The organism is Streptomyces sp. NPDC032091, assembly GCF_055580265.1.
Genome location: NZ_JBVILR010000001.1, coordinates 476671 through 498840, shown reverse-complemented (window position 1 = coordinate 498840; position 22170 = coordinate 476671). Strand labels below are relative to the sequence as shown.

Sequence of the window (22170 nt, the reverse complement as noted above, 5' to 3'; positions counted from 1 at the left end):
GAATTCCGGCCCCGCCGGGTCGGGTCACGCGTCCGGGGCGAGTTCCACCTGGATCTCGATCTCGACCGGGGCGTCCAGCGGGAGGACCGCCACGCCGACCGCGCTGCGCGCGTGCACGCCCTTCTCGCCGAGGACCTCGCCGAGCAGCTCGCTCGCGCCGTTGAGCACGCCCGGCTGGCCCGTGAAGTCGGGGGCCGAGGCGACGAAGCCGACGACCTTCACCACGCGGGCGATCCGGTCCAGGTCACCGGCCACGGACTTCACGGCGGCCAGCGCGTTCAGCGCGCACGTCGCCGCCAGTTCCTTGGCCTGCTCCGGCGAGACCTCCGCGCCGACCTTGCCGGTCAGCGGGAGCTTGCCCTGCACCATCGGGAGCTGGCCCGCGGTGTACACGTACGCGCCCGAGCGCACCGCCGGCTGGTACGTGGCCAGCGGCGGAACGACCTCGGGGAGGGTCAGGCCGAGCTCGGCGAGCCGGGCCTCGACGGCGCCGCTCATGCCTTCTCCCGCTTGAGGTAGGCCACGAGCTGCTCGGGGTTGTTCGGGCCGGGCACGACCTGGACGAGCTCCCAGCCGTCCTCGCCCCAGGTGTCCAGGATCTGCTTGGTGGCGTGGACCAGCAGGGGGACCGTCGCGTATTCGAACTTCTTGGTCATGGGGGCGAGCGTAACGCCTGAGCGGGAGTGGTTAGGCTCGGAGGTTGTGAGCAGGCTCCAGGTGGTCAGCGGCAAGGGCGGCACCGGCAAGACCACGGTCGCCGCCGCACTCGCGCTGGCCCTCGCGCGCGAGGGCAGGCGGACTCTACTCGTGGAGGTCGAGGGCAGGCAGGGCATCGCACAGCTATTCGGCACGGAAGCGCTCCCCTACGAGGAGCGGAAGATCGCCGTCGCGCCCGGCGGGGGCGGCGGTGAGGTGTACGCGCTCGCCATCGACGCGGAGCGGGCGCTGCTGGACTACCTCCAGATGTTCTACAAGCTCGGCTCGGCCGGGCGCGCCCTGAAGAAGCTCGGGGCGATCGACTTCGCGACGACCATCGCGCCCGGTCTGCGGGACGTCCTGCTGACCGGCAAGGCGTGCGAGGCGGTGCGGCGCAAGGACAAGTCCGGACGGTTCGTCTACGACCACGTGATCATGGACGCCCCGCCGACGGGGCGGATCACCCGCTTCCTGAACGTCAACGACGAGGTGGCGGGGCTGGCCCGGTTCGGGCCCATCCACAACCAGGCGCAGGCCGTCATGAAGGTGCTCAAGTCCCCGGACACCGCCGTGCACCTGGTGACCCTGCTGGAGGAGATGCCCGTCCAGGAGACCTCGGACGGGATCGACGAACTGCGCGCGGCCGGGCTTCCGTTCGGGCGCGTCATCGTCAACATGGTGCGCCCGCACCACCTGGACGAGGACACCCTGCGCACGGCCGCCGAAGGCCGCCGCCCCGAGATCGCCAGGGCCCTGTCCCGGGCGGGTCTGGGCGGGGCCCGGCGGGGCGGGCTGGCCGAGCGGCTGGTGGAGCCGCTGCTGGCCCAGGCCGCCGAGCACGCGAGCCGCGTCGAGCTGGAGCGGGAGCAGCGCGCGGTACTGGCGGGGCTGGACGTGCCGACGTACGAACTCCCCCTGCTGGGCTCGGGGATGGAGCTGGCCGGGCTGTACGAGCTGGCGACGGAGCTGCGCAAGCAGGCGGACGCCGAATGAGCGGGGGCGGGAACACCATGGGCCTGGACACACCGCAGCGGCTGGCGGTCGACGCGCTGCTGGACGACCCGAAGACCCGGATCATCGTGTGCTGCGGCGCGGGCGGGGTCGGCAAGACCACGACGGCCGCGGCGCTGGGCGTCCGGGCGGCCGAGCGCGGGCGGAAGGCGGTCGTGCTGACCATCGACCCGGCGCGCCGGCTGGCGCAGTCGATGGGCATCGACTCGCTGGACAACACCCCGCGCAGGGTGGACGGGGTGGACGGCGAAGGCGGCGAACTGCACGCCATGATGCTGGACATGAAGCGGACGTTCGACGAGATCGTCGAGGCGCACGCCGACCGCGAGCGGGCGCGGGCGATCCTCGCGAACCCCTTCTACCAGTCCCTGTCGGCCGGTTTCGCGGGCACGCAGGAGTACATGGCCATGGAGAAGCTGGGCCAGCTGCGGGCGAAGGACGACTGGGACCTGATCGTCGTGGACACCCCGCCGAGCCGGTCCGCGCTGGACTTCCTCGACGCGCCGAAGCGGCTGGGGTCCTTCCTGGACGGGAAGTTCATCCGGGTGCTGATGGCTCCGGCGAAGGTCGGCGGGCGCGCCGGGATGAAGTTCCTGAACGTCGGCATGTCGATGATGACCGGCACGCTGAGCAAACTGATGGGGGGCTCGCTGCTGAAGGACGTGCAGACGTTCGTGGCGGCGATGGACACGATGTTCGGGGGCTTCCGCACCCGCGCGGACGCGACGTTCCGTCTGCTCCAGGCGCCGGGCACGGCCTTCCTCGTGGTCGCGGCGCCCGAACCGGACGCGCTGCGCGAGGCAGCGTACTTCGTGGAGCGGCTGGCCGCGGAGAAGATGCCGCTGGCCGGCCTGGTGCTGAACCGGGTGCACGGCAGCGACGCGCGGCAGCTGTCCGCGGAGCGGGCCCTGGCGGCCGCAGAGAATCTTGAAGAAGGCGGCATTGTCGATCAGGAGTCCGGGAAAGCTGGACTTCGTGACGCCGCCGACGACGGCTCCCCCGCCGCGGACGAGGCGCAAGACCTGAACGATGTGGACGCCGTGAACCCGGAAGGCGCAGGAGACGCGGAGGGCACGAGCGGTCCCGGTGATGCTGACGCGATCACCGCGGGGCTGCTGCGCCTGCACGCGGAGCGGATGCAGGTGATCGCGCGCGAACAGCGCACGCGCGACCGCTTCACCTCGCTGCATCCCGAGGTGGCGGTGGCCGAAGTGGCCGCCCTGCCCGGCGATGTGCACGACCTCGCCGGGCTGCGGGCCATCGGAGAGCGACTCGCGGCCGGGGTTCCGGCCGGAGCGTGACCGTACGTACGAGTGGTGCCGACGCGGTGTCCGGGTGTGTTACCCGGCTGCCGCGTAGGTCTCGTACGCCACGTCGATCTCCGCGCCGACATCCACGGTGAGGATGCCGGTACTGCGCTCGTACTCCGTGCGAGCGGTTTCGAGCAGCCGTCGCCACGAGGTGACGGTGGGACGCCTGCGCAACAAGGCGCGCCGTTCCCGCTCGGTCATTCCGCCCCACACTCCGAACTCGACACGGTTGTCGAGCGCGTCGGCCAGGCATTCGGTCCGCACCGGGCATCCGGTGCACACCGCCTTGGCCCTGTTCTGTGCCGCTCCTTGAACGAACAGTTCATCCGGATCGGTAGTGCGGCAGGCTGCCTGCGCACTCCAGTCGGTTACCCAGCCCATCCCGGTGCCGTCCTCTCCCGAATCGAGGCTCCCCCACGGCGGTAGCGGCATATTCACCGCTGCCAGTTGAGGACGTTACGGAAGGCGGGGACCGTGCAACACCCCCGACGGGCCCAATCTTGAATGGTCCGAACGGACTATGGGTAAGCGGCAGATCACCCGACGGAGTGATCCGGCGACATGCCCGGCCATTCCGGCGATTCGGGTGAAATCAGGGAAGCGCCGGTGAGCGGCCGTCAGAGCGAAGGGCGAGATTCGGACATGCGTCCACCCCATTCGGGAAGGGTGAAAATCAAGCCGAGGGGTTGATGTCGCACCACACTGCTGTGACAGTTGGGGACAGCTTAGGCCAAGGCATTCGCGCGTGTCCGGTGAATGAGAACGTAGGCTGCCCTCCATGGGAAAGAAGCGCTCGGGCGCAGGGCTCACGGGGCCGCAGCAGGCCACCAGGTTCCTCGGTTTGTCGGTTCTCTCCGGAGTCGTTCTCGCCGGCATCGCGATCCCGGGCGCCGGTGCGCTGGGCCTCGCCGCCAAGGGCACCGTCGAGGGCTTCGATGAGATCCCGGCCAATCTCAAGACGCCTCCGCTGAGCCAGCGGACCACCATTCTGGACGCCGAGGGTGGCCTGATCGCCACGGTGTATTCGCGGGACCGGCAGGTGGTCCCCCTCACGGCCATCTCGCCGTACATGCAGAAGGCGATCGTCGCGATCGAGGACTCGCGTTTCTACGAGCACGGCGCCGTCGACCTGAAGGGAATCCTGCGCGCGGTCAACCGCAACGCGCAGGAGGGCGGCGCCGCGCAGGGCGCCTCCACGCTGACGCAGCAGTACGTGAAGAACGTCTTCGTCGAGGAGGCGGGCGACGACCCGACCAAGGTCGCCGAGGCACAGCAGAAGAGCCTCGGGCGCAAGATCCGGGAACTGAAGTACTCGATCCAGGTCGAGGAGGAGCTCGGGAAGAAGAAGATCCTCGAGAACTACCTCAACATCACCTACTTCGGGCAGGCGGCCTACGGCATCGAGTCCGCGGCCCAGCGCTACTTCAGCAAGCCCGCCAAGGACCTGACCCTGGAGGAGTCGGCCCTGCTGGCCGGCGTCGTCCAGTCGCCGAGCCGGTTCGACCCGGTCAACGACGCGCAGGAGGCGATGAAGCGCCGCAACGTCGTCCTCCAGCGGATGGCCGACATGAAGGACATCTCGCAGGCCGAGGCGGACGAGGCGAAGAAGCTCCCGGTCACCCTGAAGGTGACCCGCCCGAAGAACGGCTGCATCACCGCCGTCAAGGGTGCGGGCTTCTTCTGCGACTACGTGCGCAACACCTTCCTGTCCGACCCGGTCTTCGGCAAGACCCGCGAGGAGCGGGCGAAGGTCTGGAACCAGGGCGGCCTGACGGTCCGCACCACCCTGGACCCGCAGTCGCAGGACGCCGCGAACAACTCGATCCGCGACCACGTCAACCAGGACGACTCGATCGCCACGGCCGTGACCATGGTCCAGCCGGGCACCGGCCGCGTCCTGGCGATGGGCCAGTCCAAGCCGTACGGCTTCGGGAAGAACGAGACGCAGATCAACTACTCCGTCGACAAGCGGATGGGCGGCTCCAACTTCGGCTTCCAGGTGGGCTCCACGTTCAAGCCCTTCATCGCGGCCGCGGCCATAGAGAAGGGCATGGAGCCGACGAAGGTCTACTCGGCTCCGAACAAGATGGACTACCCGAGCCCGGTCTCGCGCTGCGAGGGCTCGCCGCCGTGGCAGAACCTGCCGCTGGAGGGCGGCAAGCTGCAGACCGCCCAGAACGAGACGGCGGACGAGCAGGGCCCGTACGCGCTGAGGACCGCGATGGAGAAGTCCATCAACACCTACTTCGTGCAGATGATCTCCGACATCGGGCTCTGCCCGGTGACGGAGATGACGCAGAAGCTCGGTGTGGTCCCCGCCAGCGGGGTGAAGCTGCCGGAGGAGCCGTCCATCGCGCTCGGCTCCGCCGAGATGTCCCCGCTGACGATGGCCAACGCGTACGCGACCTTCGCCAACCGGGGCGTCTACTGCACCCCGATCGCCCTGGAGTCGATCACCGACGCCCACGGCAAGGCGCTCGCGGTACCCAAGAGCAAGTGCGACCGGGCGATGTCCCAGGACACCGCCGACACGATCAACAACCTGCTGCGCGGAGTGGTCGACTCCGGCACCGGTGAGAAGGCCGGCCTGACCGACCGCGACAACGCGGGCAAGACCGGTACCACCGACAACCGCTACAACGCCTGGTTCGTCGGCTACACCCCGAACATGTCCGGCGCGGTGTGGGTCGGCTCGGGCGGCGCGAAGAAGATCACGATGGAGGACATCACCATCGGCGGCCAGTACTACCCGAAGGTCTTCGGCGGTGGCCTGCCCGGCCCGATCTGGAAGGACGCGGTCTCCGGCGCGCTGGCCGGCCGCGAGGCCCCGCCCTTCGCGAACGTCCACATCCCCGACCCCTCGGTCGTGGGCGGCGGCAACGGCAACAACGGCGGTGGCGGCGGTGGCGGCGGCGGCCGGGGCAACACCCCGAACCCGCCGGCGACCCCGCGCAAGCCGGGGAAGCCCGGCAAGCCCGGCGACGGCAAGCCCGGCGACAACCGGCCCGGCACCGCCGCCGGCGGCGCGGGCGACACCCCGGCCAACCCGCCGACCAACCCGATCCCGGGCCTGCCCGCGGACCCGGGCCTGATCGGCGGCAACGAGACCCAGTAGGCGGGACGCCGTAGGCGAGAGCCAGAGTGGGCGCGCGACGCGCAGGAAAAGGGGAGGGCCCCGGCCGGATGATCCGGCCGGGGCCCTCCCCTTCGCCCGGTCCTGGCGGCCCGCTTCCCCTACGAAAGCTGCTTCTTGACGGCGGCGGCGACGCGGCCGCCCTCCGCCAGACCCGCCACCTTCGGGTTCACGATCTTCATGACGGCACCCATGGCCCGCGGCCCCTCGGCACCCGCCGCCCTGGCCTCCTCGACCGCCTGCGCCACGATCGCGGCGAGCTCGTCGTCACCGAGCTGCTTGGGCAGGTAGGCGTCGAGGAACTCGCCCTCCGCCGTCTCGCGCGCGGCCTGCTCGTCGCGACCGCCCTGGGCGAAGGCCTCCGCGGCCTCGCGGCGCTTCTTCGCCTCCTTCGCGATCACCTTGAGCACCTCGTCGTCGGAGAGCACGCGCGCCTCCTTGCCCGCGACCTCCTCCTTGGTGATGGCGGCGAGGGTCAGGCGCAGGGTGGACGAACCGAGTTCGTCGCGCGCCTTGATGGCGGTGGTGAGGTCTTCCTGGAGCTTGGCCTTGAGCGTGGTCATGCCCTTGAGTCTGCCAGGTTCGGGGGCTGCGGCGCCCACCGGTTTTCCGCGTCTGCGACCATGGAGCCATGCGCGCGCGTTACGGAGTACCCCTGAAGGTCACCGCCGGAATCGCGGCGGTGGGGGCCGCGGGAGTGGCCTACGCCGCCGGGTTCGAGGCCCGCTCGTTCCGGCTGCGCCGGGTCACCGTCCCCGTGCTCCCCGCCGGGGCCCGACCGCTGCGCGTGCTCCAGGTGTCGGACATCCACATGGTCGCCGGGCAGCGCAAGAAGCGCGCCTGGCTCCAGTCCCTGGCCGGGCTGCGCCCCGACTTCGTCGTCAACACCGGCGACAACCTGTCCGACACCGAGGGCGTGCCGGAGCTCCTCGACGCGCTCGGTCCGCTGATGGAGTTCCCGGGCGTGTACGTCTTCGGCTCCAACGACTACTACGGGCCGCGGCTGCGCAACCCCGGGCGCTACCTGATCGAGAAGGCGCAGGGCCGGCACGGCCTGAACGGCAACAAGCCGGTGGTCGGCGCCGTCCACAACCCGTGGGAGGGGATGCGGGATGCCTTCGACGCGGCGGGCTGGCTGAACCTGACCAACACCCGGGGGCGGCTGAAGCTGAACGGCATGGAGCTGGCGTTCACCGGTCTGGACGACCCGCACATCAAGCGCGACCGCTACGAGCGGGTCGCGGGCGGCCCGGAGGCGGACGCGGACGTCTCGATCGCCGTCGTGCACGCCCCGTACCTGCGGGTCCTGGAGTCCTTCACGGCCGACCGCTACCCGCTGATCCTCGCCGGGCACACCCACGGCGGCCAGCTGTGCGTCCCCTTCTACGGGGCCCTGGTCACCAACTGCGACCTCGACACGAAGCGCGTGAAGGGCCTGTCGACGTACGAAACCCAGGGCGAGCGCTCCTACCTGCACGTCTCGGCGGGCTGCGGCACCAACCGCTTCACCCCGGTCCGCTTCGCCTGCCCCCCGGAAGCCACCCTCCTGACCCTGACCCCGAAGGCGTAGCACCCCCCGGGGGCCCCGCCGGACCCCCCGTGAAAACCGGATTTCGTCTCCGGCGCCGGGTCCGCTAAAGTAATCGATGTCGCCAGGCAGAAACGCCAAGGGCGGCGATCGGGGTGTAGCGCAGCTTGGCAGCGCGCTTCGTTCGGGACGAAGAGGTCGTGGGTTCAAATCCCGCCACCCCGACAGTGTTTGACAGCGAAGGGCCTGATCCACATCAGTGGATCAGGCCCTTCGCTGTTCTGCTTTCCGGTGGGTCCGGGGTGACCGGCGTGGGTGCGTGTGAGGTGCGGGTGGGGGGTGGGGGTGTTGGAATGCCATCGAGGGGGTTGTGGGTGGTGAGGAGGAGCGGGCTATGCGGCTTGGCGGCTCGCGGTGGGTGCTCCTGGGGTGTGTGGTGCGGGCCTGTGGGGCTGCGGCGCTGATCACCTGGTTCTACTACCTGGCCCCCCTCGACTACGGCTTCGGGGCCCTCGCCGTCGGGGCGCTGGCCGGGGGGCTGCTGTTCTTCGGGGGGCTGGTGGCCTGGCAGGTCGGCGCCATCGCCCGTTCGGTCCGTCCGCGGGTGCGGGCCCTGGAGGCGATGGGCACCGCCGTGCCGTTGTTCCTGGCGCTCTTCGCGGCGACGTACTTCTTGCTCTCGCGGGACCGGCCCGCTTCGTTCTCGGAGCCGCTGACCCGGACCGATGCCCTGTACTTCACGGTGACGGTGTTCGCGACTGTGGGCTTCGGGGACATCGCGCCGGCCGAAGGGGCCGCGCGGGTGCTGACCACCGTGCAGATGGTGGCCGATCTGATCGTGGTGGGACTGGTCGCCAAGGTGCTCCTCGGCGCCGTCCGGACCGGGCTGTCCCGGCAGCCCGAAAGGAGCGGGCCATGACCGCGACCCAGCCGGCGGAGGCGGAACTGCTGCGGGGGCTGCTGAAGACGCCCGCGTACCGCAAGACGCTGGTGCTGTGCGCGCTGGTCGGCATTCCGGTGTCGCTGGTGTGCTTCTGGTTCCTGGCCGGGCTGCACGCGTTGCAGCACCTGCTGTGGGACAGCCTGCCGCACGGGCTGGGCTGGGACGCGGCGCCGTGGTGGTGGCCGATGCCGCTGCTGCTGGTCGCGGGGGCCGTCGTGGGCTGGGTGGCCTCCCGGATGCCCGGTGCGGGCGGGCACGTTCCGGCGGCCGGGCTGGCCGTGGGCGGGGCGTCGACCAAGGCGCTGCCCGGGGTGGTGCTGGCCGCGACCGCGAGCCTGCCGCTGGGCGCGGTGCTCGGTCCCGAGGCGCCGCTGATCGCCCTGGGCGGCGGGCTCGCGCTGCTGCTGCGGGACCTGGCGCGCGGGCCGGGAACGCCGCAGGCCAGCGTGCTGCTGGGGGTGGCGGGTGCGGCCGCGGCCATTTCGGCGATCTTCGGGAGTCCGCTGATCGCTGCGGTGCTGCTGATCGAGGTGGTCGGGGTGGGCGGGCCCCAGCTGGTCGCCGTGATGCTGCCCGCGTTGCTGTCCAGCGGGCTGGGGGCGCTGGTGTTCACCGGCTTCGGGCGGTGGACGGGGCTGAAGACCGGCGGCCTCACGGTCAAGATCCCGGACGCCGTGCCCCGGCTGGACGCGGCGGACGTGGGCTGGGGGCTGTTGCTGGCGGTGGCCGTGGCGGTGGTGCTGCGGCTGACGATGGGCGCGGGGCAGGCCGTCGCGGCCTTCGTGACCCGGGCGACGGTGGGGCGTACGGCGCTGTGCGCGCTCGGCGCCGGGGTGTGCGCCGCGGCGTACGCGCTGGTCACGGGCCGGTCCCCGGCGGACGTGGCCTCGTCCGGCCAGGCCATGATGGCCTCGCTGATCGGACAGCCGCACGCCTGGGGGGCAGGGGTACTGGTGGCCGTCCTGCTGTGCAAGACGGCGGCGTACGCGCTGTGCCTGGGCAGCCTGCGCGGTGGTCCGATCTTCCCGGCCCTGTTCCTGGGGGCCGCGGCCGGGGTGCTCGCGGCGCCGCTGCCGGGGCTCGGGGTGGTGCCGGCGGTGGCGGCGGGGCTGGCCGCGGCGGGCGCGAGCGTGCTGCGGCTGCCGGTCAGCAGCGCGGTGATGGCGCTGCTGCTGATCGGCAGTCCGTCGATGACGCCGGTGGTGATCCTGGCGACCGTCGCCGGGCTGGTCACCGCCGAGGTGCTGCCCGTGCGGCGGGTCCGCCGGGAGCCGGCGGAGCCAGCCGGTCAGCAGGCCTAAGCCGTCTCTTCCGGGTCGGGCGGGCCGCGGGCGGCGTCACGCGTCCAGGGGGTTTGCCGCGATGCGCTTCGCCGCGCCGCTCGCGACGTACGCGGCCGCCGCGCAGGCGGGCTTGCGGGCCGCCTGGTCCTCGACCAGGAACAGGAAGGCGGGGCCGAAGCCGAGGCGGGGATAGGCCTCCAGGAGGGTGGCGCGGAAGCCGGGGTCGAACTCCGGGACGCGCAGGCCCGAGACGTCCGCGCTCGTGCCGACCTGGAGGAGGTGGCTCTCGATGTCCTCGGCGGCGGTGACGTCGTCCCGCATGTGCAGCACGATCACCTCCTCCGCGCGGGCCCTGCGGGCCGGGTCCCAGCCCAGGCCCGCCGTGAAGATCCGGGCCACGTGGCCGCCGGCCTCCTCGAAGGGCAGGGTGTGGCTGTCGAACGGCGCGGTCAGGCCCAGGTCGTGGAGGAGGGCGCTGACGTAGAACAGCTCGGCGTCGTACGCGAGGCCGTGCTGCCGGGCGTACTCGGCGCCGAAGGCGTAGGAGCGGACGGAGTGGTTGAGCAGGGCGGGGTCCGCGTACTCCGAGGCGATCTCGAAGGCGCGGCGGGCCGTGCCGGAGTCAAGGTTGTGAAGGGTCCACGTCATGCCCCGAACCTTAGAGGGGCGGGGTGAAGTCCACGTCCGACGGGCCCGGTTGTCCCGGCCACCACAGCCGGGTCGGTGCGGGCGGGGTCTCGGCCAGGACGGTGCCGCGCGCGACCACGTACCGCGGCCGGACCTGGCGGCGGACCGCCTCCTCGGGGGTCGGCGCCGGGAGGAGGACGAAGGAGGCGGGGGCGCCCTCGACCACCCCGTACTCGTCCGCGCCCAGGCCGAGGACGCGGGCCGCGCGGTCCGTCACCATCGAGAAGGCGAGCGGGATCTCCTCGGCCCCCGTGAGCTGGGCGGCGTAGAGGCCGACGAGGGCGGTCTGGAGCGGGTTGGCGGTGCCGAGCGCGTTCCAGGGGTCCATCACGTCGTCGTGCCCGAAGGCCACGTTGACCCCGGCGGCCAGCATCTCCTTCACCCGGGTGAGGCCGCGCCGCTTGGGATAGGCGTCGAAGCGGCCCTGGAGGTTGAGGTTGGCGAAGGGGTTGGAGACCAGGTTGACCCCCGAACGGGAGAGCAGCCGCTGGAGTTTGAAGGCGTAGGCGCCGTTGTAGGAGCCCATGGCCGTCGTATGGGAGGCGGTGGCCCGCTCGCGCAGCCCCGTGCGCAGGGCGAGGGTGGCGAGCACCTCCACGAAGCGGGACTGTTCGTCGTCGATCTCGTCGCAGTGGGCGTCGACCCGCAGCCCGTGCTCCTCGGCCAGCGCGAACGCGGTCCGCAGCGAGGCGATCCCGTCCTCGCGGGTGTCCTCGAAGTGCGGGATCGCGCCGACGACGTCCGCGCCGCGCGCCACGGCCTCGCGCAGCAGCGCCTCGCCGTCGGGGAAGGAGACGATGCCCTCCTGCGGGAAGGCCGTGATCTGGAGGGTCATCACGTCCCGGACCCGGTCGCGGACCTCCAGCAGGGCGTCGAGGGCGGTCAGCGAAGGATCGGTGACGTCGCAGTGCGTGCGGACGTGCAGGACGCCCTGGGCCGCCTGCCAGCGCAGCACCTCCGTGGCCCGCGTGATCACGTCCTCGCGGGTCAGGGTGCGCTTGCGCTCGCTCCAGCAGGCGATGCCCTCCCAGAGGGTGCCGGAGACGTTCGGGCGGGGCTGCCCTGCGGTCAGGGCGGTGTCCAGGTGGATGTGGGGCTCGACGAAGGGGGCGCTGAGCAGGCCGCCGTGGGCCTCGATGAGCACGCCCGTGGCGGGCGGCTCCTTCTGGTCGTCGTACGGGAGGACGCGCGCGATGCGTCCGTCCTCGGCGACCTCCACGTCGTGGAGACCGTGCTCGTGCAGCAGCCGGGCGCCCCGGACGATCATCCGCATCCCGCCAGGCTAGGCCCCGGCGGGCCACGTTTCACGTGAATGCGGGCGACGTTTCACGTGAAACACAGGGTTCAGCCGCGCTTGGCCTGTGCCTTCTGGTGCATGCCGCGCGTCTTCGCCGAGAGGGACTGGGCGTCCCTGCCCGCGGCCTTGGCACGTGCCTCGGCCGCCGTGTTCTTCGCCATCGCCCGCTCGGAGTCCTGATGGCTGTGGTGACCGGTACGAGCCTTCTTGGCCATGATCAACACCTTCTCGGGAAGCGTCCGGCGTACGCCCTCCACCATGCGCCCGTTCGGAGCAGTCGGCATCCCGGCGGTCCGTCGGGCAAGAATGGAGGGCATGACCAGCAGCGACAGCGATCTGACCCCCGGCGGGACCCCCGCTTCCGAGATGCCCGACTGGGAGAAGCGGTTCCGGGCCCCGCGCGTGGGACTCCCCGAATGGGCCGAGGACGCCCCGGACCGCTCGCTCTTCGTCTCGAACGCCACCGGGACCTACGAGCTCTACGCCTGGGACCGCGCCACCGGAACGCAGCGCCAGGCCACCGACCGCCCCAACGGCACGACCGACGGCACCCTCTCCCCCGACGGGGAGTGGATCTGGTGGTTCTCCGACACCGACGGGGACGAGTTCGGCACCTGGGTCCGCCAGCCCTTCCCGGGCGGCCCCGACGAGCCCGCCACGTCCGGTCTGGAACCCTCCTACCCCGCCGGACTGGCCCTCGGGCGTGACGGGACGGCCGTGGTCGGCCGGTCCACCGACGAGGACGGCTCCACGATCCATGTCGTCCGGCCCGACGGCGCCGCTCCGGCCGTCGTCTACCGCCACCGCGAGTCGGCCGGTGTCGGCGACCTCTCCCGCGACGGGTCCCTGATCGCGATCGAGCACACCGAGCACGGCGACGCGATGCACTCGGCGCTGCGCGTGATCACCCTCGACGGCACCACCGTCGCCGAACTGGACGACTCGCGCGGCGGCACCGAGGAGCTGGGCCTGGAGGTGCTCGGCTTCGCCCCGGTCGAGGGGGACACCCGGCTCCTGGTCGGCCACCAGCGGCGCGGCCGCTGGGAGCCGATGGTGTGGGACGTGGCCACCGGCGCCGAGGAGGACCTCGCGATCGAGCTCCCGGGCGACGTGAGCGCCGAGTGGTACCCGGACGGTACGGCGCTGCTGGTCGAGCACAGCTTCGAGGCGCGCGACGAGCTGTGGCGCTACGACCTGGCCGCGCGGGAGCTCGTACGGGTGGACACGCCCCCGGGGTCGCTGTCCGGCGCCACGGCGCGCCCGGACGGCACGGTCGAGTACCAGTGGTCCTCGGCCGCCGAGCCGTCCTCCGTGCGCTCCACCGCCGGCGGGGTGGTGCTGGACCCGCCCGGGTTCCGGCCGCCCGGCTCGGTGCCGGTGGAGGACGTGTGGGTGGAGGGCCCGGGCGGGCGGATCCACGCCCTCGCGCAGCGGCCGGCGGGCCGCGGTGAGGGCCCCTTCCCGACCGTCTTCGAGATCCACGGCGGCCCGACCTGGCACGACTCCGACTCCTTCGCGGCCACCCCGGCGGCCTGGCTGGACCACGGCTTCGCGGTGGTGCGGGTCAACTACCGGGGCTCGACCGGCTACGGCCGCGCATGGACGGACGCCCTCAAGCACCGGGTCGGGCTGATCGAGCTGGAGGACATCTCGGCGGTCCGCGAGTGGGCCGTCTCCTCCGGCCTGGCGGACCCGGCGCGGCTGGTGCTGTCCGGCGGCTCCTGGGGCGGCTACCTGACCCTGCTGGGGCTCGGGACGCGGCCCGACGACTGGGCGGTCGGGCTGGCCGCCGTACCGGTCGCGGACTACGTGACGGCGTACCACGACGAGATGGAGGCGCTGAAATCCCTGGACCGCACCCTCTTCGGCGGCACGCCCGAGGAGGTCCCGGAGCGTTTCGAGGCGTCCTCCCCGCTGACGTACGTCGACGCGGTGAAGGCGCCCGTGCACATCGCGGCGGGTGTGAACGACCCGCGCTGCCCGATCCGGCAGATCGACAACTACGTCGACCGGCTCGCGGCGCGCGGCGCGGTCCACGAGGTGTACCGCTACGACGCCGGGCACGGCTCGCTGGTGGTGGAGGAGCGGATCAAGCAGGTCCGGATGGAACTGGAATTCGCGCTGAAGCACCTCCCGCAGGGACTGCCGCGCTGACCCGGAGCCGGGTCCCCGGTGCACCCCCCGTACCGTTGGTGGGGTGCACCGGTTTCTCCTGACCCCGCGCTGGTGGGGGATCAACGTCTTCGTCGCGCTCTCCATCCCCTTCTGCCTGTTCATGGGGACCTGGCAGCTCGGCCGGTTCGAGGACCGCGTCGGCAGCCACCGGGAGGCGAGCGCCGAGCGCCCCTCCGAGGAGGTGGCGGCGCCGCTGGACTCGCTGCTGCCGGTGGACACCCGGACCTCCGGGCGGCCGGCTTCGGCGTCCGGTGTGTACGGGCAGCAGCTGCTCGTCCCCGACCGGGACCTCGACGGCAGGCGCGGCTTCTACGTCCTGACCCTGCTGCGGACCGACTCCGGCAAGACCGTCCCGGTGGTGCGGGGCTGGCTGCCGGGTACGGCGGACGCGGCGAAGGCCCCGGCCCCGCCGGCCGGCCGGGTCGAGGTGACGGGGGCCCTGCAGGCCTCGGAGAGCTCCGGCAGCAAGGGCGTGCACGCGCAGGGAGGCCTGCCGCCGGGCCAGCTCGGGGTGATCGGGTCGGCCACGCTGGTCAACCTGGTGCAGGACCCGCTGTACGACGCCTGGCTGACGGTGCAGAAGGCGTCGGACGGGATGGTCCCGGTCCCGGCGCAGGCGCCGAGCAACACCGGCCTCGACCTGAAGGCCTTCCAGAACCTCGGCTACACCGGGGAGTGGTTCGTCTTCGCCGCGTTCGTGCTCTTCATGTGGTGGCGGCTCTACCGGCGCGAGGTGGAGACCCTGCGCGACGCCGAGGCGGGCCTGCTGCCCGTCACGGGTCCGGCGGCCGCCCCTGCGCCCTCGCCCTCGCCCTCGAACACCGCCTCCGCCGGCACGGCCTCCGCCGGCACGGCCTCCGCCGGCACGGCGTCCGCTACGGCGTCTGCTCCGGAATGAGGCCCGTCCGGTAGACCGTGCCGCCGCAGGCCTGCGGGATCGTGGTCCGGGTGACGGGAGCGCCCGTGCCGGTGGCCGGGGCGTGGGAGACCGCCACCCCGGCCGGGTCCGGGTCGACCGTTCCGTCCGGCCGCCGCTCGACGCCGGCCGTCTGCCCGGCCGCCGCGGGGGCGCCCGCCGCACCGCCGGCCGGGGCGTCCGCCCGGCCGGTGTCGGCCTGGCCCGCGGGACGCTGCGCCGTCCCCTCCTGCCGCTGGGGCGTGGCCGTGGGGCCGGGGGTCGCCGCCGGACAGGACTGCGCCGAGGGCACCCAGGCGAAGAGGACCTCGTACGCCTGCTTCGGCTGGAGCACCAGCGCCGGGGCCTCCGCCGACGGGTCGGGCAGCCCGCTCGCCGGGTCGCCCGCCGTGTGGCCCGTCACCGTCACCCCGCGGGGCTGGGCGGCCGGCGGGCCCTGCGCCACCGAGGCGGCCGTCACGGTGTCCGGGCCGGTGACCGTACAGCCCCGGCCGGAGACGTTGGTGACCTTGAAGCTGCCGTACACCTTGCCGTCGGCCTCGGGGGCGCGGGCGCTGCCGGCCACTCCGAGCTGGTCGGCGGTGCATCCGGGGGCCGCGGCGGCCGCCCAGGCCGGCGGCTGCGGGCCGTTGCCGACGGCGGCGGTGGGGGCTCCGTTGCCGGAGGGGCCCGCGGACACGCCGCCGGACGGGGAGCCGCCGGGCTGCTGGGAGGGCCGGCCGCCCGCGCCGCCCGCCGTCGGCCCCCTGCCCGGGGGCATCACCGGCCGCGGCCGGTCCCGGTCGTCGGGGTCGCCGGGGCGGGGGTCGCCGGGACGGGCGCCCTGCGCCTCGCCGTGGCCGGCCATGGCGGAGTGGCCGGCGGCGGTACCGCCGTCGTCCTCGTCGCCCAGGTGCAGCACCGCCGGGACCGCGATGCCGGTCAGGAGCACGGCCGCGGCCGCGCCGACGAGGGCCTGCCGTTTGCGGGCCCGGCGCGCGGGCACCGCGTGCCGGAGCCGTTCCAGGGCCCCCTCGGAGGGCTCCAGGCCCTGCACGGCCCCGGCGAACAGGCTGCGCAGCACCTGCTCGTCACCGGTGGCCGGAGCGGCGGGGCCCGGCGGGTTCGTGTGGTCGTCCCTCATGACTGCGCAGCCTCCATCGCCACCCTCAGCGCGGCAATGCCCCGCGATCCGTACGCCTTGACCGAGCCGAGCGATATGCCGAGCGTCTCGGCGACCTGGGCTTCCGTCATGTCCGCGAAATAGCGCAGCACCAGCACCTCGCGCTGGCGGCGCTGGAGTCCGCGCATGGCCTTGATCAGGTCGTCGCGTTCGAGCTGGTCGTACGCCCCCTCCTCGGCGCTGGCCATGTCGGGCATCGGCTTCGACAGCAGCTTGAGGCCGAGGATGCGGCGGCGCAGCGCGGACCGCGAGAGGTTGACCACGGTCTGGCGGAGGTAGGCCAGGGTCTTGTCGCGGTCGCGCACCCGGTTGCGGGCGGAGTGGACACGGATGAAGGCCTCCTGGACCACGTCCTCGCAGGAGGCGGTGTCGTCGAGGAGGAGGGCGGCCAGGCCGAGGAGCGAACGGTAGTGGGCCTGGTAGGTCTCGGTGAGGTGGTCGACGGTGGTCCCGGCCACGACGGCCGGCGCCTCGGCGGGCGGGGCGGTCGCGGCCTCGACGGGCGCCGTGGCGGCGGACGCGCCCGCCTCGCCCGGGGCGGGGCCGCCGGCCGGATCCGCGCCGTCGCGGGGGGAGGGCACACGGCCGCCCGGGGCCGGCCCCACGGGCGGCGCGGCGGGTGCGCCGGCCTGCGGGACGGGCACGATCACAGGAAAGCCGCCGTATGTGCCGGTGCGCCGGCGCGGGGGAACGATCCCCGAGCGCGCCGGTACGACGGCGAAGTCCAAGAGTGCCTCTGCCACGTCCGTTGGACGCGCGTCCCCCCGTCAGGGTTGTACGCGCGAGGCAGAGTATTCAGCAATTTCCCCATTGCCTTCATGCGTACCCGCTCTTCCCGAATGCCCCATTTATCCAGGCGGCAGGTCGGGCCATCACCTTGATCAAGGGATCGTGACCGATCCTACAAAGCGAATTACGCGAATTCACCCGCGATCAGTTCCGAGATCTGGGCGGCATTCAGAGCGGCGCCCTTGCGCAGATTGTCCGCGCACACGAAGAACTCCAGGGCCCGGGCGTCGTCGAGCGAGCCCCGCACCCGGCCCACCCAGGCCGGATCCGTCCCGGCGGCGTCCGCCGGCGTGGGCCACTCCCCCGCGGCCGGATCGTCCACGAGGACCACCCCGGGGGCCGCCTCCAGGATCTCCCGGGCGTGCGCCGCCGCCACCTCGCGCTCGAAGCGGGCGCGCACGGTCAGGGAGTGCCCCGTGACGACCGGGACCTGGACACAGGTCACGGAGACCGGCAGCGACCCCAGCCCCAGGATCCGCCGGGTCTCGGCCCGCACGGCCAGCTCGTGCGAGGACCAGCCGTCCGCGCGCAGCTCGCCGGACCAGGGCACGACGTTCAGCGCGAGCGGGGCCGCGAACGGCCCGGTGTCCTCGCCGACGGCCCGCCGCACGTCCCCGGGCTGCTCCCCCAGCGGGCTCCCGGCGACCAGCGACAGCTGGCGGCGCAGCGCCTCCGCGCCGGCCCGGCCGGAGCGGCTGGCGGCCTGGTACGAGGAGACGGCCAGCTCGGCCAGCCCGTACTCGGCATGCAGCGCGCCCAGGGCGGCGATCATCGCGGCGGTCACGCAGTCCGGGCCGGCGACGATGCCGCGCGGGCGGCTGCGCACGGCGGCGGCGTTGACCTCGGGCACCACCAGCGGCACCTCGGGGTCCTCCCGGAAGGCGGCGGACTGGTCCACCACGACGGCCCCGCGCGCGGTGACGACCGGCGCCCAGCGCGCCGACACCTCGGCCGGGGTCAGGAAGAGCACGACATCGCCCGCGCCGAGGCCCTCGAAGGCGTCCTCGGTCAGGGCGAGCACCTCGGTCTCCTCACCGCGGACGGCCAGCACGCGGCCGGCCGAGCGCGGGGAGGCGATCAGGCGTATGGCGCCCCAGACGTCCGCCCGCTGGGACAGGATCTGGAGCAGGATCGATCCGACCGCCCCGGTCGCCCCGACCACGGCGAGCGCCGGGGCCGGGGCCGACCGGTGCGGACTCATCGTCCGGTGCCTCCGTAGACGACGGCCTCGTCGCTGTCGGAGTCGAGGCCGAAGGCCGTGTGGACGGCGATGACGGCCGCGTTGACGTCGTCCTGGCGGGTCACCACCGAGATGCGGATCTCGGAGGTGGAGATCAGCTCGATGTTGACGCCCGCGTCGGACAGCGCCTGGAAGAACGAGGCGGTGACGCCCGGGTTGGTCTTCATGCCCGCGCCGACCAGCGAGATCTTGCCGATCTGGTCGTCGTAGCGCAGGGAGTCGAAGCCGATCTGGCCCTTCGCCTTCTCCAGGGCGTCGATGGCCTTGTGGCCCTCGGTCTTCGGGAGGGTGAAGGAGATGTCCGTCAGGCCCGTGGAGGCCGCCGACACGTTCTGGACGATCATGTCGATGTTGATCTCGGCGTCCGCGATGGCGCGGAAGATCGCCGCGGCCTCGCCCGGCTTGTCCGGGACGCCGACGACCGTGATCTTGGCTTCGGAGACGTCGTGAGCGACTCCGGAGATGATGGCGTGCTCCACCTGCGCGTCCCCTTGCGGATTCTCGTTGCTGACCCAGGTGCCCGGCAGTCCGGAGAAGGACGAGCGGACGTGGATCGGGATGTTGTAGCGGCGGGCGTACTCGACGCAGCGGTGCAGCAGCACCTTGGAGCCGGAGGCCGCGAGCTCCAGCATGTCCTCGGAGGAGATCCAGTCGATCTTCCGGGCCTTCTTCACGACGCGGGGGTCCGCGGTGAAGACGCCGTCGACGTCGGTGTAGATCTCGCAGACCTCGGCGTCCAGCGCCGCGGCCAGCGCCACGGCGGTGGTGTCCGAGCCGCCGCGGCCGAGGGTGGTGATGTCCTTGGAGTCCGCGGACACGCCCTGGAAGCCGGCGACGATGGCGATGTTGCCCTCGTCCAGCGCGGTGCGGATACGGCCCGGCGTCACATCGATGATGCGCGCTTTGTTGTGGACCGAGTCGGTGATCACGCCCGCCTGGCTGCCGGTGAACGACTGGGCCTCGTGGCCCAGGTTTTTGATCGCCATGGCCAGCAGGGCCATGGAGATCCGCTCTCCGGCGGTCAGCAGCATGTCGAATTCACGCCCCGCAGGCATCGGCGATACCTGCTCGGCGAGATCGATCAGCTCGTCCGTCGTGTCGCCCATCGCGGAAACCACGACGACCACCTGGTGGCCGTTCTTCTTGGCATCCACGATCCGCTTGGCGACGCGCTTGATGCCCTCGGCATCGGCTACGGAGGAGCCTCCGTACTTCTGCACGACAAGGCCCACGTGCGCTCCTCGCTCGGTCCGTCTCATTGCGGGTGCAGTCTAACGAGCGGCCGGGATCCGACCGCCACGTACCACATCATGAGATGGAATTATTTACGCCCGAGCCTGCCGAGCTCCTGCTCCATGACCTGCCCCGCCTGCTCCACGAGGTCCTCCTCGGTGAGGTCCTCGTCCGTGTCCAGGCCGTCGAGGGCCGCGAGCGGCTGGTTGAGGCGGACGTGCGAGATCAGCGACTGGAGGGCGCGCAGCGTGGCCGAGGCCGTCGGCCCCCAGTTGGTGAAGTACGAGAACTGCCACCACCACAGCGCCTCGGTGATCCGGCCCGCCTCGTGGTGGATGAGCCCGTGCCGCAGGTCGGCGACCACGTCGGCCAGGTCGTCGGAGATCCGGTGCGCGACCGGGGCCTTGCGCGGCTCGTACGGGTCGAAGACCTCGGAGTAGACGTCGACCGGCTCCAGCATCACCGCGAAGCGCTCGCGCAGGACGTCCACGTCGGGCTCCGGGCCCAGGTCGGGCTCGTAGCGCTCGTCGGGCAGGACGTCCTGGTACGCGCCCAGCCGGCCGCCCGCCAGCAGCAGCTGGGACACCTCCAGGAGGAGGAAGGGAACGGCGCTGTCCGGGTCCTCGCCCTTGGCCACCTCGGTGACCGCGACGATGAAGGACTCGATCTGGTCCGCGATCGAGGCGGCGAAGTCGTCCGGATCCTGTCCCACGGCGTGCAGCGTTGCGTCAGACATCGAGAAGTCGCCTTCCTTCAAAGGCCCGCCCGAGCGTGACCTCGTCCGCGTACTCCAGGTCTCCCCCGACGGGGAGCCCGCTGGCCAGGCGGGTGACCCTCAGGCCCATGGGCTTGATCATGCGGGCGAGGTAGGTGGCGGTCGCCTCGCCCTCCAGGTTCGGGTCGGTCGCGAGGATCAGCTCGGTGACCGTCCCGTCCGCGAGGCGCGCCAGCAGCTCGCGGATGCGCAGGTCGTCGGGGCCGACGCCCTCGATCGGGCTGATCGCGCCGCCGAGGACGTGGTACTTGCCCCGGAACTCGCGGGTCCGCTCGATCGCGACGACATCCTTCGGCTCCTCGACCACGCAGATGACCGTGGCGTCGCGGCGCGGGTCGCGGCAGATGCCGCACCGCTCCTCCTGCGCCACGTTCCCGCAGACCGCGCAGAACCGGACCTTCTCCTTGACCTCCAGCAGCGCGTGCGCGAGGCGGCGGACGTCGGTGGGCTCTGCCTGCAGGATGTGGAAGGCGATCCGCTGCGCGCTCTTGGGCCCGACGCCGGGCAGCCTGCCCAGCTCGTCGATCAGGTCCTGGACCACGCCTTCGTACAACGGACTGCCTTCTTTCGTTTCTGGTGCTGTGTTCTACAGGGAACGGGGAGCGGAGGGGAAGAGGAGGGGAGGGCTAGAACGGGAGGCCGGGGATGCCGGTGCCGGCGCCGCCCAGGCCCTGGGCCAGCGGGCCCAGCTTCTGCTGCTGGAGCGCCTGCGCGTTCTCGTTGGCCGCCTGGACCGCCGCGACGACCAGGTCGGCGAGGGTCTCGGTGTCCTCCGGGTCCACGGCCTTCGGGTCGATGACCAGGGCCCGCAGATCACCGGAACCGGTGACGGTCGCCTTCACCAGGCCGCCGCCGGCCTGGCCCTCGACCTCGGTCCGGGCCAGCTCCTCCTGGGCCGTGGCGAGGTCGCGCTGCATCTTCTGGGCCTGCTGGAGGAGCTGCTGCATGTTGGGCTGGCCACCACCGGGAATCACGGGTACTCACTCCATCTGCGCATCGGCCTGGCTGCGGCCGTCGGGAACGCTCGGTCAATCCGAGCCTACGTGCTCCCCGCGCGGCGCGCCCTACGCCGGGAGGACCAACTCTTTCGGGTGAGAGACGGGGCGTGCGCGTCCCTGCTGGAGACCTCCTTGCGGGCGGAAAACCGGGGATTCGGCGCCCATCGCGCGTCATTCGAAGGTAGGAAGAGCATGCGCACCATTGCGCACACGCGCACCACGACACGTCAGTGCAGGCAGAGGGAGTGCCCGGGTGAGTCAGCCGGAGATGCAGCCCGAGGGGCCACCCCGGGATCCCGCAGAGGACGGCGACCTGACCGGCCGGCCGTTCCCCCTCGGCGACTGGGGCGAGCCCGCCGAGCGGCTCGACGAGCTCTACCGGCGGGTGGAGGCCGATGCGCTGCGCACCGCCGAGTGGTACCTGTCGGACCGGGCCTGGAAGCGGCGGGGCGCGCGGACCCTGCGGACGGGCGCGGCCGTGGGCGCGGTCACCGGCGCCGCGATGCCGCTGCTGGAGCTGACCGGCTCGGCCCCGGGCGCGGCCCCGTACGGTTACCTCGCGCTGCTGCTGGCCGCGGCCTGCGTGGCCTGCGACCGGTTCTTCGGGCTGACGTCGGGGTGGATGCGGGACGTGGCGACGGCGCAGGCGGTGCAGCGCAGGCTCCAGACGCTCCAGTTCGACTGGGCGTCGGAGAACGTGCGTGAGGTGCTGGGGCCGACCGAGGGCACCGCGAGCGAGGCCGCCGAACGCTGTCTGACGGTGCTGCGGCGGTTCTCCGAGGACGTCACGGAGCTGGTGCGCTCCGAGACGGCCGACTGGATGGTGGAGTTCCGTGCGGGGCCGACGCCGCTGGCCATGCAGTCGCTGGCCGCCGCCCCGGCCCGCCCGGACCCGGGGGTCCCCCCGGCCCGCTTCCCCCTCCCGCCGGGCACCCGTCCGAACATGCCCCGCCAGCGGCCGCCGGAGCAGCCCCGCTGACCGACGGGGCCGGTC

At 72.5% G+C, this 22170-nt stretch carries 23 protein-coding genes and 1 tRNA gene; 10 read left to right on the top strand and 14 right to left on the bottom strand.

All coding sequences use genetic code 11. The annotated features are described in order from the left end of the window. Nucleotides 1-24: 24 nt before the first annotated feature. Both ACZ5NJ_RS02345 and ACZ5NJ_RS02340 read right to left on the bottom strand, forming a co-directional pair. Nucleotides 25-498: a RidA family protein gene (locus ACZ5NJ_RS02345; RefSeq protein ID WP_468761777.1), complete on the bottom strand. Its 474-nt coding sequence runs from the start codon at nucleotides 496-498 to the stop codon at nucleotides 25-27. Continuing rightward, complete coding sequence (locus ACZ5NJ_RS02340; RefSeq protein WP_007264966.1) at nucleotides 495-656, bottom strand: DUF4177 domain-containing protein; 162 nt, start codon at nucleotides 654-656, stop codon at nucleotides 495-497. The genes ACZ5NJ_RS02345 and ACZ5NJ_RS02340 overlap by 4 nt, the downstream gene beginning before the upstream one ends. A 46-nt stretch (nucleotides 657-702) precedes the next feature. Here ACZ5NJ_RS02340 and bagA point away from each other — a divergent pair, with 46 nt between their 5' ends. Next, nucleotides 703-1689: an ATPase BagA gene (gene bagA / locus ACZ5NJ_RS02335; protein WP_468761775.1), complete on the top strand. Its 987-nt coding sequence runs from the start codon at nucleotides 703-705 to the stop codon at nucleotides 1687-1689. Further along, a complete protein-coding gene (bagB, locus tag ACZ5NJ_RS02330) occupies nucleotides 1686-3008 on the top strand; it encodes an ATPase BagB (protein ID WP_468761773.1) in 1323 nt (440 codons plus the stop codon). Before bagA ends, bagB begins: the two co-directional genes overlap by 4 nt. Before the next feature lie 39 nt (nucleotides 3009-3047). Here bagB and ACZ5NJ_RS02325 read toward each other — a convergent pair whose 3' ends face one another. Then, complete coding sequence (locus tag ACZ5NJ_RS02325) at nucleotides 3048-3398, bottom strand: WhiB family transcriptional regulator (RefSeq protein WP_052713450.1); 351 nt, start codon at nucleotides 3396-3398, stop codon at nucleotides 3048-3050. A 397-nt stretch (nucleotides 3399-3795) separates the two neighbouring features. Between ACZ5NJ_RS02325 and ACZ5NJ_RS02320 the strand changes: the two genes are divergently transcribed. Continuing rightward, entirely contained in the window at nucleotides 3796-6132 is a 2337-nt protein-coding gene (locus tag ACZ5NJ_RS02320; RefSeq protein WP_468761771.1) for a transglycosylase domain-containing protein, read from the top strand. 119 nt (nucleotides 6133-6251) lie between these two features. Here ACZ5NJ_RS02320 and ACZ5NJ_RS02315 read toward each other — a convergent pair whose 3' ends face one another. After that, entirely contained in the window at nucleotides 6252-6713 is a 462-nt protein-coding gene (locus ACZ5NJ_RS02315) for a GatB/YqeY domain-containing protein (protein ID WP_468761769.1), read from the bottom strand. Between the two features lie 68 nt (nucleotides 6714-6781). Between ACZ5NJ_RS02315 and ACZ5NJ_RS02310 the strand changes: the two genes are divergently transcribed. The 4 genes from ACZ5NJ_RS02310 (at nucleotide 6782) to ACZ5NJ_RS02295 (ending at nucleotide 9922) form a co-directional block, all read left to right on the top strand. Further along, nucleotides 6782-7720: a metallophosphoesterase gene (locus tag ACZ5NJ_RS02310; RefSeq protein ID WP_468761767.1), complete on the top strand. Its 939-nt coding sequence runs from the start codon at nucleotides 6782-6784 to the stop codon at nucleotides 7718-7720. Nucleotides 7721-7829: 109 nt separating this feature from the next. Continuing rightward, nucleotides 7830-7903 (top strand) — tRNA-Pro (locus ACZ5NJ_RS02305). 169 nt (nucleotides 7904-8072) lie between these two features. Beyond that, nucleotides 8073-8597, top strand: coding sequence for a potassium channel family protein (locus ACZ5NJ_RS02300; protein ID WP_468761765.1), 525 nt, complete (start codon nucleotides 8073-8075; stop codon nucleotides 8595-8597). Continuing rightward, nucleotides 8594-9922: a chloride channel protein gene (locus ACZ5NJ_RS02295; RefSeq protein ID WP_468761762.1), complete on the top strand. Its 1329-nt coding sequence runs from the start codon at nucleotides 8594-8596 to the stop codon at nucleotides 9920-9922. The genes ACZ5NJ_RS02300 and ACZ5NJ_RS02295 overlap by 4 nt, the downstream gene beginning before the upstream one ends. Before the next feature lie 36 nt (nucleotides 9923-9958). On the opposite strand, the gene ACZ5NJ_RS02290 is transcribed toward ACZ5NJ_RS02295, so the two are convergent. The 3 genes from ACZ5NJ_RS02290 to ACZ5NJ_RS02280 form a co-directional block, all read right to left on the bottom strand. Then, nucleotides 9959-10552 (bottom strand): HD domain-containing protein, encoded by a 594-nt coding sequence (locus ACZ5NJ_RS02290; protein WP_468761760.1) that lies wholly within the window; start codon nucleotides 10550-10552, stop codon nucleotides 9959-9961. Between the two features lie 10 nt (nucleotides 10553-10562). Continuing rightward, nucleotides 10563-11864, bottom strand: coding sequence for a cytosine deaminase (gene codA, locus ACZ5NJ_RS02285; RefSeq protein WP_468761758.1), 1302 nt, complete (start codon nucleotides 11862-11864; stop codon nucleotides 10563-10565). A gap of 71 nt (nucleotides 11865-11935) precedes the next feature. Next, complete coding sequence (locus ACZ5NJ_RS02280) at nucleotides 11936-12103, bottom strand: hypothetical protein (RefSeq protein WP_468761756.1); 168 nt, start codon at nucleotides 12101-12103, stop codon at nucleotides 11936-11938. Between the two features lie 91 nt (nucleotides 12104-12194). Between ACZ5NJ_RS02280 and ACZ5NJ_RS02275 the strand changes: the two genes are divergently transcribed. Next, complete coding sequence (locus ACZ5NJ_RS02275) at nucleotides 12195-14042, top strand: S9 family peptidase (RefSeq protein ID WP_468762011.1); 1848 nt, start codon at nucleotides 12195-12197, stop codon at nucleotides 14040-14042. A 43-nt stretch (nucleotides 14043-14085) separates the two neighbouring features. Next, complete coding sequence (locus ACZ5NJ_RS02270) at nucleotides 14086-14961, top strand: SURF1 family protein (RefSeq protein WP_468761754.1); 876 nt, start codon at nucleotides 14086-14088, stop codon at nucleotides 14959-14961. Here ACZ5NJ_RS02270 and ACZ5NJ_RS02265 read toward each other — a convergent pair. The 7 genes from ACZ5NJ_RS02265 to ACZ5NJ_RS02235 all read right to left on the bottom strand — a co-directional run bounded on the left by ACZ5NJ_RS02265 (nucleotide 14939) and on the right by ACZ5NJ_RS02235 (nucleotide 21152). Further along, a complete protein-coding gene (locus ACZ5NJ_RS02265) occupies nucleotides 14939-16102 on the bottom strand; it encodes a hypothetical protein (RefSeq protein WP_468761752.1) in 1164 nt (387 codons plus the stop codon). The two genes, ACZ5NJ_RS02270 and ACZ5NJ_RS02265, sit on opposite strands and share 23 nt — an antisense overlap. Continuing rightward, nucleotides 16099-16869 carry a SigE family RNA polymerase sigma factor gene (locus tag ACZ5NJ_RS02260; protein WP_468762009.1) on the bottom strand — a complete coding sequence of 257 codons (771 nt, stop codon included), beginning with the start codon at nucleotides 16867-16869 and terminating at the stop codon, nucleotides 16099-16101. Before ACZ5NJ_RS02260 ends, ACZ5NJ_RS02265 begins: the two co-directional genes overlap by 4 nt. Before the next feature lie 185 nt (nucleotides 16870-17054). Continuing rightward, nucleotides 17055-18131, bottom strand: a complete 1077-nt coding sequence (locus ACZ5NJ_RS02255; protein ID WP_468761750.1) for an aspartate-semialdehyde dehydrogenase — start codon at nucleotides 18129-18131, stop codon at nucleotides 17055-17057. Then, nucleotides 18128-19402: an aspartate kinase gene (locus tag ACZ5NJ_RS02250; protein ID WP_468761748.1), complete on the bottom strand. Its 1275-nt coding sequence runs from the start codon at nucleotides 19400-19402 to the stop codon at nucleotides 18128-18130. The genes ACZ5NJ_RS02255 and ACZ5NJ_RS02250 overlap by 4 nt, the downstream gene beginning before the upstream one ends. A gap of 89 nt (nucleotides 19403-19491) precedes the next feature. Continuing rightward, the gene (locus tag ACZ5NJ_RS02245; RefSeq protein ID WP_468761746.1) at nucleotides 19492-20139 is read right to left on the bottom strand and encodes a DUF5063 domain-containing protein; all 648 of its coding nucleotides are present in this window, start codon (nucleotides 20137-20139) and stop codon (nucleotides 19492-19494) included. Next, nucleotides 20132-20731, bottom strand: a complete 600-nt coding sequence (gene recR / locus ACZ5NJ_RS02240; protein ID WP_468761744.1) for a recombination mediator RecR — start codon at nucleotides 20729-20731, stop codon at nucleotides 20132-20134. The genes ACZ5NJ_RS02245 and recR overlap by 8 nt, the downstream gene beginning before the upstream one ends. A 73-nt stretch (nucleotides 20732-20804) precedes the next feature. Beyond that, nucleotides 20805-21152, bottom strand: coding sequence for a YbaB/EbfC family nucleoid-associated protein (locus tag ACZ5NJ_RS02235; RefSeq protein ID WP_468761742.1), 348 nt, complete (start codon nucleotides 21150-21152; stop codon nucleotides 20805-20807). 277 nt (nucleotides 21153-21429) lie between these two features. On the opposite strand from ACZ5NJ_RS02235, the gene ACZ5NJ_RS02230 reads away from it, so the two are divergent. After that, the gene (locus tag ACZ5NJ_RS02230) at nucleotides 21430-22155 is read left to right on the top strand and encodes an SLATT domain-containing protein (RefSeq protein WP_468761740.1); all 726 of its coding nucleotides are present in this window, start codon (nucleotides 21430-21432) and stop codon (nucleotides 22153-22155) included. Nucleotides 22156-22170 lie beyond the last annotated feature (15 nt).

What these genes read in the sequence shown, in the direction of transcription:
- ACZ5NJ_RS02345 (WP_468761777.1), bottom strand. Translation starts at nt 498, where the DNA reads ATGAGCGGCGCCGTCGAGGCCCGGCTCGCCGAGCTCGGCCTGACCCTC.
- ACZ5NJ_RS02340 (WP_007264966.1), bottom strand. Translation starts at nt 656, where the DNA reads ATGACCAAGAAGTTCGAATACGCGACGGTCCCCCTGCTGGTCCACGCC.
- bagB (WP_468761773.1), top strand. Translation starts at nt 1,686, where the DNA reads ATGAGCGGGGGCGGGAACACCATGGGCCTGGACACACCGCAGCGGCTG.
- ACZ5NJ_RS02325 (WP_052713450.1), bottom strand. Translation starts at nt 3,398, where the DNA reads ATGGGCTGGGTAACCGACTGGAGTGCGCAGGCAGCCTGCCGCACTACC.
- ACZ5NJ_RS02320 (WP_468761771.1), top strand. Translation starts at nt 3,796, where the DNA reads ATGGGAAAGAAGCGCTCGGGCGCAGGGCTCACGGGGCCGCAGCAGGCC.
- ACZ5NJ_RS02315 (WP_468761769.1), bottom strand. Translation starts at nt 6,713, where the DNA reads ATGACCACGCTCAAGGCCAAGCTCCAGGAAGACCTCACCACCGCCATC.
- ACZ5NJ_RS02310 (WP_468761767.1), top strand. Translation starts at nt 6,782, where the DNA reads ATGCGCGCGCGTTACGGAGTACCCCTGAAGGTCACCGCCGGAATCGCG.
- ACZ5NJ_RS02300 (WP_468761765.1), top strand. Translation starts at nt 8,073, where the DNA reads ATGCGGCTTGGCGGCTCGCGGTGGGTGCTCCTGGGGTGTGTGGTGCGG.
- ACZ5NJ_RS02295 (WP_468761762.1), top strand. Translation starts at nt 8,594, where the DNA reads ATGACCGCGACCCAGCCGGCGGAGGCGGAACTGCTGCGGGGGCTGCTG.
- ACZ5NJ_RS02290 (WP_468761760.1), bottom strand. Translation starts at nt 10,552, where the DNA reads ATGACGTGGACCCTTCACAACCTTGACTCCGGCACGGCCCGCCGCGCC.
- codA (WP_468761758.1), bottom strand. Translation starts at nt 11,864, where the DNA reads ATGCGGATGATCGTCCGGGGCGCCCGGCTGCTGCACGAGCACGGTCTC.
- ACZ5NJ_RS02280 (WP_468761756.1), bottom strand. Translation starts at nt 12,103, where the DNA reads ATGGCCAAGAAGGCTCGTACCGGTCACCACAGCCATCAGGACTCCGAG.
- ACZ5NJ_RS02275 (WP_468762011.1), top strand. Translation starts at nt 12,195, where the DNA reads ATGGAGGGCATGACCAGCAGCGACAGCGATCTGACCCCCGGCGGGACC.
- ACZ5NJ_RS02265 (WP_468761752.1), bottom strand. Translation starts at nt 16,102, where the DNA reads ATGAGGGACGACCACACGAACCCGCCGGGCCCCGCCGCTCCGGCCACC.
- ACZ5NJ_RS02255 (WP_468761750.1), bottom strand. Translation starts at nt 18,131, where the DNA reads ATGAGTCCGCACCGGTCGGCCCCGGCCCCGGCGCTCGCCGTGGTCGGG.
- ACZ5NJ_RS02245 (WP_468761746.1), bottom strand. Translation starts at nt 20,139, where the DNA reads ATGTCTGACGCAACGCTGCACGCCGTGGGACAGGATCCGGACGACTTC.